Raw genomic sequence first — 12,023 nt, forward strand, 5'->3', positions numbered from 1 at the left:
AATGTAATATCCTTAAATAATTTCCATTCTTTTAATCTATTAAAGCGTTGCTTCCAGAAAGGTTTTTGAAGGGATGGCCAATGCTTCTTTTACTGTTTTTTGATGATCGGTTAAATATTTTTTTACTATATTGAATCCGACAGCATAGCCGAGCATTGAGGGGAAGTATCCTTTTCCGTATAACAGCTGGGAAAACATTCTGCTGTCTCTCGTTAAGCGGAGGTTCGGCTTGACTCTTTTTTCAAACAAAAAATCAAGCTGCTCAGGCGTATAGTAGGACGTCCATTCCGCCGTAAGACTTGAGCCGAACCGCTCATATACAGCATATTCTGCCAGCCCCTCCATCATGATTGTATCAAGAAATGTCTCATCTTTTTCGTCCTTTGTCACATGTTCTAACCGGCAGACGTGATTATATTCATGTGTCATAAGGGCGGATACAGCTGAATTGGAACTATCCGACGATAGAAAGAGGAACATTTTGTCCCGAAAGGCCAGACCGGATTTTGATCCGAATTCCTGACGGATTTTCCGGTTTCGTTCATCGACGGGCAAAACTACGATCGGCACGTCCGGCCCGTTCCACTTCTCCTTTAAATAGGCTTCCTCCTTTTGAATATGGCTGTAGCATCCTTTTTCTTTCAGCCGTTTACTGGTCCTAACACCGTCCTTCAGATGGCGGAACATGCCATGGTTTTGCAGCATCCCGAGTATCGGCTTCCACTCTTTCTTATCGGCCCCTGAAAAAAGCGGCAAAAGATGCGGGGCCAGGTCATTTACGGATGCCGCCTTTTCCATCCATTGATATGTCTGCTTGACGCTCATACCGGTTCGCCTCCTCTTGTTGTTATCATATGCACGCACAAAAAAACCGGCCACCTTTTTCAGGCAGCCGGTCAAAAACTGTATTATTGATATTTTTTAAAGATCAAAGTGGCATTATGTCCGCCGAAACCGAGCGAGTTGCTGAGGACGATGTTGACATCCTGCTCGCGCGCTTTGTCCGGTACATAATCTAAATCACACTCTTCATCAGGTGTTTCAATGTTAATCGTCGGCGGGATAATGCCGTCTTTAATTGCCATGACGGAGAAGATTGCTTCAATTCCTCCGGCAGCGCCTAACAAATGACCCGTCATTGATTTTGTCGAACTGACGGCAAGCTTGTACGCATGATCACCGAAAACGGTCTTAATGGCTTTTGTCTCGTATTTATCATTGTAGTACGTGCTTGTGCCGTGAGCGTTGATGTAATCAATTTCTTCAGGCTTGATGCCCGCATCTTTGATTGCTTCCTGCATCGCTCTCGCACCGCCTTCCCCGTCTTGGGCAGGCGCGGTAATGTGGTAGGCGTCACCCGTTGAGCCGTAGCCGACAATTTCCCCGTAAATTTTCGCACCGCGGGCAAGGGCATGCTCAAGCTCTTCAAGCACGACGATCCCCGCGCCTTCTCCCATGACAAAGCCGTCACGGTTTTTATCAAACGGGCGGCTTGCCGTCTTCGGATCAGGATTTGTAGAAAGGGCTTTGTTTGCGCTGAAGCCCGCAAATGACATTCTTGTCAGCGGCGCTTCCGTTCCGCCCGTAATCATCGCATCGGCATCGCCGCGCTGAATGACTTTAAACGCGTCACCGATAGAGTTCGTTCCCGTCGCACATGCCGTCACCGTACAGGAGTTGACTCCTTTTGCTCCGAGAGCGATTGAGATTTGGCCTGTCGCCATATCCGGAATCATCATCGGAACAAAGAACGGGCTGACCCTTCTCGGCCCTTTTGTCAGGAAGATTTCGAATTGGGATTCAAGCGTTTCAAGACCGCCGATTCCGGATCCGACCCAAACGCCGACTCTCGGCGCGATCTCGTCTGTGATGTTCAGACCGGCATCTTGAACGGCCATTTTCGCGGCTACGACTGCATATTGCGTGAAGCGGTCCATTTTTCGCGCTTCTTTTTTATCCATGTGATTTTCAATATTGAAATCTTTCAGTTCAGCAGCTACTTTCGCCGGATACTCGTCCGATTCCACACGTGTGATCGGTCCGATTCCGGATACGCCGCCGATTGCATTTTTCCAGCTTGTTTCGGCGTCGTTTCCAAGCGGAGACAAGGCTCCAAGCCCTGTAACGACTACTCTTTTTTTACTCATCTTGTGTGCACCTCACCTTTTTTTATCGTCCCCAGCGTATTGCTATGGCGCCCCATGTCAATCCTCCGCCGAAACCGACCATGACGATGACATCGCCGTCTTTAATTTTGCCTGCTTCCAGTTCCTCTACTAATGAAATCGGAATGGATGCTGCGGATGTGTTTCCATATTTATGGACTGTTTTAGACATCTTTTCAACCGGAAGCTCCAAACGTTCCCGTGCCGCTTCCATGATGCGGATGTTTGCCTGATGCGGAATCAAAAAGTCTACGTCCTCTTTGGAGAGGCCGGCTTTTTCAATAACATTTACACTCGATTCACCCATTTGCCGGACGGCGAATTTGAATACTTCTCTTCCATGCATGATTGTATGCCCTTTTTCATCTAAGTACAAGTGCTGACCGCCTGTACCGTCTGCTCCGAGCTCAAATGACAGTATGCCTCTGTCGTCGCTGACCGGTCCGATGACCGCCGCTCCGGCTCCGTCTCCGAACAGCACAGCCGTATTACGGTCGTCCCAGTCGGTAATGCTTGAGAGCTTTTCCACGCCGACCACGAGGACATGTTTGTATGTTTGCGATTCAATGAATTGTTTGGCGGTTACGATACCGTACATAAAACCCGCACATGCGGCGCTGATATCCATCGCGCACGCTTTTTTTGCCCCGAGCTTCTCTTGTATCATACAGGAAACGGTCGGGAAAGACTGGTCAGGAGTAACCGTCGCCACGAGGATCATATCAAGCTCCTCTGCGGAAATGCCGGCCTGATCAAGCGCTTTTTGAGCAGCCTCGGCGGCCATGCCGGATGAATACATATCTTCCGCGGCAATTCTTCTTTCTTCTATACCTGTTCTCGTACGAATCCACTCGTCCGATGTATCTACCATTTGTTCAAGATCATGATTTGTCAGCACTTTTTCCGGGATGTAACGGCCGACGCCAAGAATTCCAGCTTTCATTGGAAAAGACTCCTTTTTTATAATGAATTTAAAACTAATTAGTTATGATCAATTATTAGTATCAGGTACTAATTCTACCCTATTTTTTTTCTGTTGGCAATATATTCGTCTAAACTATCGGACGCTGCTCCTCATAGAATAAAAGGAAGACGAAAGGAGGCTTCACTATGGATATTTTCTCCAAAATGATGTTCGGCGATTCCAGAGACCGGGATAAAGAGCCGGAAGAAAACCCGGAGCAGCCTCAGGCTGAAAACGAAGAAGAGATCGATTACAACCACGTGTTGAATCAGCTGGGGTCCATCATGAACTCCCTGGATCAATTAAAGCCCGTATTTAAAGACTTTGCGCCGATGGTGTCCGCCATAAAGAAAAAAATCATGTGAAAAGCCACTTCATGAAAAAGTGGCTCTCTTTATTTATTCAGCTCCCCGGCATCAGATCTGCCAAGCTCATACGCTTCCGCCATGACCGATGTAAACAGGTCCATAAACGGCTGAATCATTTCCATAGACAGATCTATGCCGGATTTCTCAAGCTCCGCCTTTGCTTCCGGCAGGTATTTCATCGCGATCTGCATAAATTCAAGAGACTTTTCATGCTGCATGTGTATCCACCTCTATTCATTTGACGGCAGTTCATTTGTTTGGTTATACGTTTTGACAAGGTCTGAGATTTTGTCTTGAAACGCTTTGTCCACCAGCGGGCTGAACGTCCCCATTTCAACGACTCCTTCCCTGAAATCAAAGTCGTGATCTCCGCTCTTGAGCGTACCTTTATTATATTGCTCGGCAATTAATGTATAGGCTTTATCTACGTTTTGCACCGTGCTTGTCAGCACCGTGTTTTTGCCGAGATTCGATTGCTCGGCGACATAGCCGATGGCGTAAAGCCCGTCTTTTTTGATTTGCTGAATGACAGGAACATTATACCCGTCTCCGGCCGGATATACAACATCCGTGCCTTCCGCTTTTAACTTCTCGTAAAGATGCAGCGCTTCATTGCCGTTATCCCAGTGGTCCGTAAATTCAGTATTGACGGTGATATCAGGCTTTTCATATTTCGCCCCTTTGATAAAGCCGTCTACTTCAGGCTGCCACAGAAAGGAGGCGATGACACCTACCTCATTGGTTTTTGACATATGGGCGGCCGTCATTCCCCCGAAAAAGCCCATTGCTTCTCCCATAAGGTGAACGCTTGTGACATTATCGCTTTTCGCCGTTCCGTTTGCGACGACGAATTCCATGTCGGGATAATCCTTGCTGATCATATTGAAGATTTCCTCGTATTCATTTCCGTGCCCGTATAAAAGATTGACTCCTTTTTTATGAAAATCATCTATCGCTTTTAAAATATCTTCATCGGATCTGATATTTTCTTTATAATAAACGTCAACGTTAAATTCAGATTGTATCGCTAATAAACCTTTGTAACCTTTTGTACCCCATACCAAGTCACTGATGGTATCGGGAAAAAGCATTCCGACCTTCTCAATTTTTCCTTTAAACGGAGTTTGTGCGCATCCGCTCAATAAAAGGAGGACAGAAAAGATCATGACAAGCCTGGTGATCAAGCCATGTTCAACCCCTTTTCAAACTCATAACATATATAATTAATATACGTTTATTGTAGCGGTAATACACATAACATGGAAGGTATTTCTTAAAAAATGTCGAATATTGATGAAAATTGTCTTTTCCATTCTTTAATTTTTTCTTCCGCTTCTGTTTTTTGCGTTTTTTCTTTTATTTCCAGGGTAATAATCTGAATTTCGTCTTCTGTGCCGTCAGCCTCCAGCTTATTCATCAGCCCGCAGACCGCGTCTTCTAAAAAGATCCTGCTTTCGCCATCTTCTTTTTCTTCCGTCCACGGACCGTAAAGGGGAGGAAGGATAATCGCTTTTGCCGTATCCCGCTGACCGTTTTTTTCCCAGTCTCCTTGATCCTCACTGTAAACAATCCAATATAAAGGCTCAGCCCTTTCTTCGGGCAGACACCCGCTCCCGTATTGAACGCAGATACGATCGTATTCCTTTTCACCTATTTCATCTATTATTTGAAAAAGCCCGTTTCTCGCGAGCCACATTAAACGTTCTTCTAAATACAGCTGCCTCGTTTTGTCCTCCGGTTCTGCCAAAATGACATCAACGTGCACACCCTCATCCATCAACCGTTCGCACAATGAAAGGCCGAGAAATTCATCTGCTCCAATGATCAGCGCTGTTTTCATCACATCTGCCGCCTTTCCGGTTTTTCATTCACACACAAGCCAAACAGCCCTCTGAAAAGAGATGGCTGTTGTATTCTATTCATTACAGGTCTTTTTCATGACTGCGGAAAAACCGGCAGATGGCTCTGTAAATACGTGCAGGGTTCTCAAGCAGGTGATACGTGATATCAGTCTTGCTTCCGGTCTTTTCCCGGGCTTCTTTATACGCGTTCGCATGCAGGGTGTACGGGTACGGCGCTCCGGTCGTTCTTTGCCATATATGTACCGGCACGCGGGTGCGGCAGCCGGTAATGGTCTGATAGCTCAGTGAGCTTGCCTCTTTTTCAGAAACACCGAAGCTTTGTGCCGTTTCCCTCAGAAACTGCTTATAAAAAAACTTATTTTCTTTCTCTGATTCAAAATGGGCTTGAAGATCAAGACAAGGATCTAACATTGCGGCTGAACGGATATGCTCCGGTGAAGACTGCAGCAATTGATCGGCGATGAGGGCGCCCATGCCTTCTGCGAGCAAATGTATTTTCGGATTGAGGGTTTCTTGTTTCAGCACATAATGAATCAGCTGTCTGGCGTAAAGGGCGGCTTTTTCCGAACCCCAATGCCGTCCGTATAAATTGCTGTTGAAAATGGTGTACCCTCTGTCAAGCAGCGTATTTAACAGCCGGTTTCTCCCTTCATGTTCGAGCCAAAAGCTTGAGTCCCGGCTGACAAAGTGGGTTCTGTCCCCCAGAATAAAGACACAGAAGCCGTTCGGCCGATACGGCAGATGGATGACGTTCAGCTCAGATCCGAATTGGAAAAATCTTTCCGTTATCCCCATGCCTGCCCGCCTCCTTTTACTCCTAATCTCTCTATTGGCTATCATATGTAAGAAGAATGAAAACGGATCGGATAAACTCCTATTTGCTGCTATGTTTTGGCTATTATCCCAAGCACGGGAACCGAATTTTCCGTCAGACGGCCGGACAGGCGGGCACATGTCAGTTTCAGGCGCGCTTTTTGATGAGAAAATGACCTTCCGCCCGCGCTTTATGTATGGTATGATACAACGTAGAATAAAATGAAGGACGAGGTGGAAACGTGCGGTTAGTTATCGGTTTTATTTGGACGTTCCTTTTAACACATATGGCCTGTTATTTGATCGCCTCCATGAACAGCGCGGCGTACAATTTCAAGCAATCATCCGTTATTGCCGTGGTTATTGCGGTGCTAGTCTTTGTTCTTGCGGAGATCATGCCTGTCAAACAGGATGCAAACCAGCATTAAATAAAAAAACCTGCTATTCAGCAGGTTTTTTTGTGTTCACGGTTTTCGTTGGTACGTCCACAATCTGTTGTGGTTTGAAGTTTCAGGGAACATTTCTCCCACCGTAAGCTTGATTTTTTGCGGGTTTTTGACCATGCTTCCCGTTTCGCCGATTTCAACGTACACACCGTTATTCGGCGCTTTTTGTCCCGGTCGGAATTGATGCTGCTGTCCCACGTCATTTCCTCCTTTTTCTTTTTTATGTAGTATGCGCTTGTATGCGGAGAAATATCAAAAACCGCTGAATGAGATTCAGCGGTTTTTTTGTTCATCCTGTTTGTAAAGAAGAGCTTTCAGGAGCGCTTTTTGCGCGTGAAGCCGGTTTTCCGCCTGCTGGAATACCGCCGAGTTCGGACCGTCGATAATCTCGGACGTGACCTCTTCTTCCCGATGCGCCGGCAGGCAATGCAAAAATGTATAGTCGGGTTTGGCGAGACTGACGAGTGAGGCGTTGACTTGATACGGTGCAAACACATTCAGCCGCTGCTGCGTCTCTTCCTCCTGCCCCATGCTCGTGAAGACGTCAGAGTAAATCACGTCTGCATCCCGCACCGCTTCCTGCGGATTTTCGGTAAGGGTGATTTTCGCTCCGGAAACAGCCGCCGCTTCTCTCGCGGCATTCACCGCCTCTTCCTCTGCTTCATAGCCTTTCGGCGAAGCAACCGCAATGTCACAGCCCATTTTTGCGCAGCCGATCATAAGTGAATGCGCGACATTATTTCCGTCACCAATATAGGCGACTTTTACTCCTTTTAATTTTCCTTTTATTTCTTGTATCGTTAACAGATCCGCGAGTGCCTGACACGGGTGATACCGGTCGGTCAGCCCGTTTATGACGGGAATGTCTGCATGCTCAGCAAGCTCTTCGACTTTTTCATGCTCAAAGGTGCGGATCATAATGGCATCAACGAAGCCGGACAGCACCTTCGCCGTATCCGCGACCGTCTCCCCCCGCCCAAGCTGCAGGTCGCTGCTTGAAAGAAATAGTCCCGTTCCTCCGAGCTGGGCCATTCCCGCTTCAAAAGACACACGTGTGCGGGTTGAAGATTTTTCAAAAATCATCGCCAATGTTTTCCCTTGGAAAATCGGCTGTATCGGATGTTGTTTTAATAATGAAGCTTCTGTCAAAAGCGCATTGATGTCTGACGGGCTGATATCTTTTAATGAAAGAAAATCTTTGCCGTACAAATGGGTTAATGTGTGTTCCGCTTTTATTGTGTGCATGATGCCACTTCCTTTTGATAAAGATCTTTGAGCGATACAGGCTGAGGTTTGCCGGAGCCGCTTGCTAAAAATGCCTTTACGGTTTCCGGTTCAGTAAAGACCGTCACACCGTGCGTCATGGCTTCAATCCGTTGTTTACGCGCTTCTTCAGAGTGATTGAAATTGATGTGGACCGCTTTATCCTTTCGCTCTGCCCATGCCGGGAACGCATCTTTGCATACGGTAAATCCCGCCTCTTGAGCCTGACGTTCCAATTCCGCATCACAGCCTTCCAGATAGATGCTGCCTTTTTTCTCCCAGACGTGCGCGTAGATTTTTTTCAGTGCGCTTTCTGCGTCAAACGCGACACACATGCCTTCTCCGGTCGACTTCATTTCCGGCCCGGGCTTTACGTCCACATCCTGAATGGCGTGAGAAGAAAAAACCGGGAATTTCACTGCAGTTCCGTGCTGATTTTGAACCTCGGGCTTGATGTCTTTAAGGGAAGCGCCGGCCAGCAATCTGGCGGCAAGCGGGATCATCGGCACCCCCATCACCTTAGACACGACAGGAACCGTGCGGCTTGCCCGGGGATTCACTTCAAGAACGAGAATATCCCCTTTGTCATCAATGACAAACTGAATGTTCATAATGCCTTTAAAAGCCAGTTTTACCGCGATTTTTTCGGCGGCCTCTTTTATATTCCGCTGCATATCAGGTGTGACAGACGGACCCGGAAGAATCGCAAAACTGTCGCCCGAATGGACGCCGGCCCGTTCAATGTGCTCTGTGTAAGTCGGCACGAATACTTCATGTCCGTCGGAAATCAGATCGATCTCCAATTCTTTTCCTGTAATGTACTGATCAATCAAAATCGGGTACGGCATGCCCGCTTCTTTTTCCAGGAGCTCTGACATTTGCGCTTCTGAATGAACGATGATCATGCCCATCCCCCCGATGACATAAGACGGACGGATCAGCACGGGGTAGCCGATTCGGCTTGCTTTTTCCGTTGCTTCTTCTTTTGAATAAGCCGTTTCGCCTTTGGCATGTTTGAGGCCAAGATCATCAAGCAGCTGATAAAACAGATCCCGATCCTCCAGCGCATCAAGGGTTTCAAAGGATGTTCCGAGCAGCGGAATGCCCGCTTTTTCCAGCGGTTCAGCGGCATTGATCGCGGTCTGTCCCCCAAACTGGACGATGGCAAAATCAATGTTTTCATGTTCCGCCACGTTTAAAATATGTTCTGTCGTCAGCGGTTCAAAGTAAAGCCGGTCGGCGATTTCATAATCCGTGCTTACTGTTTCCGGATTGTTATTGATCATAATCGTTTCATACCCCAGCTTTTGCAGGGTCAGGACGCCGTGGACGGCGCTGTAATCAAATTCCACTCCCTGACCGATGCGGATCGGGCCTGAGCCGATGATGAGAGCGCGTTTTTTCTCTTTTCGGCTGACATCTCCGTCGCTTTCCCCAAGGTAGGTGGAGTAGAAATAATTCGTCTTGGCATCAAATTCAGCGGCGCATGTATCTACGATTTTAAACGACGGGACGATGCCTGATTTCTTTCTGAGAGCACGGATGTCTTCTTCCGTTTTTCCCGTGAGAGATGCGATCATGACATCCGTGAAGCCTTTTACCTTCGCCTGCTTTAAAAGCGGGACAGACAGATGATCCCCTTCTTCCATCAGCTTGTTTTCCAATGTGATGATATTTCGGAATACATGGAGAAAAAACGGGTCAATTTTCGTTTTGGCATGGATATCTTCTATCGTTTCACCGCGGCTTAACAGTTCCATGACGACGAAAAATCTCCGGTCATCCGGCGTTACCGCTAATTCCCACAGCTGATTGATCGTACAGCCGCCGAGTTCAGGCAGGCGGGTGCCGATCGTTTTCAGCTCAAGGGAGGCCGCCGCTTTTTGAATGGCCGCTTCCATATTTCTTTCGATCGCCATGACCTCTCCCGTCGCTTTCATCTTCGTTCCGAGCGTGCGGTCGGCATGTTTAAATTTATCAAACGGCCAGCGCGGGAATTTGACGATGACATAATCAAGCGCCGGTTCAAAGCTTGCATAAGTAGAGCCCGTCAGCGGATTTTTCAGTTCGTCGAGCGTATAACCGACGGCAAGTTTCGCCGCCATTTTGGCAATCGGGTAGCCGGTTGCTTTTGACGCGAGGGCCGATGAACGGCTGACACGCGGGTTCACTTCAATGACATAGTACTGTTTGCTGAACGGATCCAGCGCAAATTGAATGTTGCAGCCGCCGACCACATCCAGCGCCGAAATAATCGCCAGGCTTGCGGAACGCAGCATCTGATATTCTTCATCCGTTAACGTCTGGGACGGTGCGACGACGATAGAGTCTCCTGTATGCACGCCGACGGGATCGATGTTTTCCATATTGCAGACGGTGATGCATGTATGATTGCTGTCGCGCATGACCTCATATTCGATTTCTTTAAATCCGGCGATGCTTTTTTCGACGAGGCATTGGCTGATCGGGCTTGCTAACAGCGCCTGTTTAATAAGCGTCTGAAACGCTTCTTTCGTTTTCGCGATTCCGCCTCCCTTTCCGCCTAACGTGTACGCCGGTCTCAGAATAACCGGAAATCCGATAGACTCAGCGAAGCGGAGGGCGTCTTCTTCGTTATCGACGATTTCGCTTTCCGGAACGGGCTGGTCGAGCTCTTTCATCAGAGCGCGGAACTGCTCCCGGTCTTCGCCTTTTTGAATGGTTTCCACCGATGTTCCTAAGAGCTTGACGTGATGCTTCTTCAGCACGCCTGCTTCTTCAAGCTTAACGGCTAAATTCAATGCCGTCTGGCCGCCCAAATTGGCAAGCAGACCGTCGGGTTTTTCTTTTTCAATAATGGCCTCGATGCTGTCGGTTGTGAGCGGTTCAAAATATATTTCATCGGCAAACGCCTCATCCGTCATAATTGTTGCCGGGTTGTTATTGACTAGAATAACGCGGTATCCTTCTTCTTTCAGAGCCATGCAGCCCTGCGTTCCTGAATAATCAAATTCTGCCGCCTGGCCGATGATGATGGGGCCGGAGCCGATGACTAATATGCTGGAAATGGTTGTATCTTTAGGCATGAGCGATTTCTCTCCTTGCTGGTATCACTTTCTCTAGAAATTCATCAAATATCCACTCGCTCTCAGCCGGTCCGGGGTGAGCTTCAGGGTGGAACTGGACGCTTAATACGGGAAGGCGCTTATGAATGAGCCCTTCCACTGATGTATCATTGACATGATGAAATCTGATCGATAGTTCGTTTTCGTCAATTGACGCTTCATCGACGACATAGCTGTGGTTCTGGCTTGTCATAAACACCCGTTTCGTTTTCCGGTCAATGACGGGATGGTTGGCACCCCTGTGGCCGAACGGCAGCTTATACGTATTTCCTCCGAAAGCCAGGGCAATCAGCTGATGCCCGAGGCAAATGCCGAGTGCAGGGAAATCACTGAGTAAAGATGTAATCCGGTTCATGTACGGCGCAATCGCTTTCGGGTCGCCCGGGCCGTTTGAGAGCACGATTCCGTCAGGCTGAATGTCATAAACGGCATCCATCTGCTGATACGGAATGACCGTTACTTTACAGCCGCGCTTTACAAGTGACGAGGCGATTGATTTTTTATAACCGAAATCAATCAGCGCAATATGCCGGTCTCCGTTCCCCATTGAAGTGATGTCTTCAGACTGCGCCAGCTCCGCCGGATTTTGTGTTCCGGATGCTGCGGGAATTTCTCCTGCTGTTGACACAGCAGCGTTCATCGTGCCGCCGGAGCGGATGGCTTTGACGACGGCCCGTGTGTCCACTTCGGTTAAGAGCGGGATGTTCCATTTATTTAAATACTCTCTCAAGCTTGAGACTGCTTCATGGTGAGAAAAATGTTCACACGCTTCATAGACGGCAACAGCCTTGACTTGTGGAATTTTACTTTCAAGGTCTTTTTCATTAATTCCGTAGTTTCCGATCAGCGGATACGTAAAGACGATGATCTGACCCTTATATGACGGGTCTGTAAGCACTTCCTGATAGCCCGTCATTCCGGTGAAAAAAACAGCTTCGCCAACACAGCGGGCCTCTTTTTCAAGTTCACCGCCGAATGATGTTCCGTCTTCCAATACTAAATAGCCTTTCATCTAAAGCCCACCTCTTGATGATTAAT

13 protein-coding genes are annotated in these 12,023 nt (G+C 47.8%); 2 read left to right on the forward strand and 11 right to left on the reverse strand.

The window, feature by feature from the left end; translation table 11 throughout:
- Window positions 1-39: 39 nt before the first annotated feature.
- The 3 genes from MJQ52_RS05500 to MJQ52_RS05510 all read right to left on the reverse strand — a co-directional run bounded on the left by MJQ52_RS05500 (window position 40) and on the right by MJQ52_RS05510 (window position 3,108).
- Window positions 40-825, reverse strand: coding sequence for a DUF2268 domain-containing protein (locus MJQ52_RS05500; RefSeq protein WP_012117278.1), 786 nt, complete (start codon window positions 823-825; stop codon window positions 40-42).
- An 83-nt stretch (window positions 826-908) separates the two neighbouring features.
- Window positions 909-2,147 carry a beta-ketoacyl-ACP synthase II gene (fabF, locus tag MJQ52_RS05505; RefSeq protein WP_003155056.1) on the reverse strand — a complete coding sequence of 413 codons (1,239 nt, stop codon included), beginning with the start codon at window positions 2,145-2,147 and terminating at the stop codon, window positions 909-911.
- Between the two features lie 22 nt (window positions 2,148-2,169).
- On the reverse strand, window positions 2,170-3,108 hold the full coding sequence (locus MJQ52_RS05510; protein ID WP_007409122.1) for a beta-ketoacyl-ACP synthase III: 939 nt from the start codon (window positions 3,106-3,108) through the stop codon (window positions 2,170-2,172).
- A gap of 167 nt (window positions 3,109-3,275) precedes the next feature.
- On the opposite strand from MJQ52_RS05510, the gene MJQ52_RS05515 reads away from it, so the two are divergent.
- Window positions 3,276-3,494, forward strand: a complete 219-nt coding sequence (locus tag MJQ52_RS05515; protein WP_003155059.1) for a hypothetical protein — start codon at window positions 3,276-3,278, stop codon at window positions 3,492-3,494.
- 29 nt (window positions 3,495-3,523) lie between these two features.
- Here the strand turns inward: MJQ52_RS05515 and MJQ52_RS05520 are convergent, their stop codons facing one another.
- From MJQ52_RS05520 to MJQ52_RS05535, 4 genes are all read right to left on the reverse strand, one after another.
- Window positions 3,524-3,715: a ComZ family protein gene (locus MJQ52_RS05520; protein WP_003155061.1), complete on the reverse strand. Its 192-nt coding sequence runs from the start codon at window positions 3,713-3,715 to the stop codon at window positions 3,524-3,526.
- A 12-nt stretch (window positions 3,716-3,727) separates the two neighbouring features.
- On the reverse strand, window positions 3,728-4,681 hold the full coding sequence (locus tag MJQ52_RS05525; protein ID WP_070081621.1) for a BMP family ABC transporter substrate-binding protein: 954 nt from the start codon (window positions 4,679-4,681) through the stop codon (window positions 3,728-3,730).
- An 89-nt stretch (window positions 4,682-4,770) separates the two neighbouring features.
- Window positions 4,771-5,337, reverse strand: coding sequence for a hypothetical protein (locus MJQ52_RS05530; protein ID WP_094247079.1), 567 nt, complete (start codon window positions 5,335-5,337; stop codon window positions 4,771-4,773).
- Window positions 5,338-5,419: 82 nt separating this feature from the next.
- Window positions 5,420-6,154, reverse strand: coding sequence for a hypothetical protein (locus MJQ52_RS05535; protein ID WP_070081619.1), 735 nt, complete (start codon window positions 6,152-6,154; stop codon window positions 5,420-5,422).
- 260 nt (window positions 6,155-6,414) lie between these two features.
- Between MJQ52_RS05535 and MJQ52_RS05540 the strand changes: the two genes are divergently transcribed.
- On the forward strand, window positions 6,415-6,600 hold the full coding sequence (locus MJQ52_RS05540) for a YjzD family protein (protein ID WP_032874447.1): 186 nt from the start codon (window positions 6,415-6,417) through the stop codon (window positions 6,598-6,600).
- A 36-nt stretch (window positions 6,601-6,636) separates the two neighbouring features.
- On the opposite strand, the gene MJQ52_RS05545 is transcribed toward MJQ52_RS05540, so the two are convergent.
- From MJQ52_RS05545 to MJQ52_RS05560, 4 genes are all read right to left on the reverse strand, one after another.
- A complete protein-coding gene (locus MJQ52_RS05545; RefSeq protein WP_003155070.1) occupies window positions 6,637-6,816 on the reverse strand; it encodes a YjzC family protein in 180 nt (59 codons plus the stop codon).
- Window positions 6,817-6,891: 75 nt separating this feature from the next.
- Window positions 6,892-7,863, reverse strand: a complete 972-nt coding sequence (argF, locus tag MJQ52_RS05550; RefSeq protein WP_071391999.1) for an ornithine carbamoyltransferase — start codon at window positions 7,861-7,863, stop codon at window positions 6,892-6,894.
- A complete protein-coding gene (locus MJQ52_RS05555) occupies window positions 7,851-10,946 on the reverse strand; it encodes a carbamoyl phosphate synthase large subunit (RefSeq protein WP_071392000.1) in 3,096 nt (1,031 codons plus the stop codon). Before MJQ52_RS05555 ends, argF begins: the two co-directional genes overlap by 13 nt.
- Window positions 10,939-11,997, reverse strand: a complete 1,059-nt coding sequence (locus MJQ52_RS05560; protein ID WP_077722049.1) for a carbamoyl phosphate synthase small subunit — start codon at window positions 11,995-11,997, stop codon at window positions 10,939-10,941. The genes MJQ52_RS05555 and MJQ52_RS05560 overlap by 8 nt, the downstream gene beginning before the upstream one ends.
- Window positions 11,998-12,023: the final 26 nt, after the last annotated feature.

The organism is Bacillus sp. jun7 (assembly GCF_051034795.1).
Classification (GTDB): domain Bacteria; phylum Bacillota; class Bacilli; order Bacillales; family Bacillaceae; genus Bacillus; species Bacillus velezensis.

What these genes read in the sequence shown, in the direction of transcription:
- fabF (WP_003155056.1), bottom strand. Translation starts at nt 2,147, where the DNA reads ATGAGTAAAAAAAGAGTAGTCGTTACAGGGCTTGGAGCCTTGTCTCCG.
- MJQ52_RS05520 (WP_003155061.1), bottom strand. Translation starts at nt 3,715, where the DNA reads ATGCAGCATGAAAAGTCTCTTGAATTTATGCAGATCGCGATGAAATAC.
- MJQ52_RS05500 (WP_012117278.1), bottom strand. Translation starts at nt 825, where the DNA reads ATGAGCGTCAAGCAGACATATCAATGGATGGAAAAGGCGGCATCCGTA.
- MJQ52_RS05510 (WP_007409122.1), bottom strand. Translation starts at nt 3,108, where the DNA reads ATGAAAGCTGGAATTCTTGGCGTCGGCCGTTACATCCCGGAAAAAGTG.
- MJQ52_RS05515 (WP_003155059.1), top strand. Translation starts at nt 3,276, where the DNA reads ATGGATATTTTCTCCAAAATGATGTTCGGCGATTCCAGAGACCGGGAT.
- argF (WP_071391999.1), bottom strand. Translation starts at nt 7,863, where the DNA reads ATGCACACAATAAAAGCGGAACACACATTAACCCATTTGTACGGCAAA.
- MJQ52_RS05555 (WP_071392000.1), bottom strand. Translation starts at nt 10,946, where the DNA reads ATGCCTAAAGATACAACCATTTCCAGCATATTAGTCATCGGCTCCGGC.
- MJQ52_RS05530 (WP_094247079.1), bottom strand. Translation starts at nt 5,337, where the DNA reads ATGAAAACAGCGCTGATCATTGGAGCAGATGAATTTCTCGGCCTTTCA.
- MJQ52_RS05560 (WP_077722049.1), bottom strand. Translation starts at nt 11,997, where the DNA reads ATGAAAGGCTATTTAGTATTGGAAGACGGAACATCATTCGGCGGTGAA.
- MJQ52_RS05535 (WP_070081619.1), bottom strand. Translation starts at nt 6,154, where the DNA reads ATGGGGATAACGGAAAGATTTTTCCAATTCGGATCTGAGCTGAACGTC.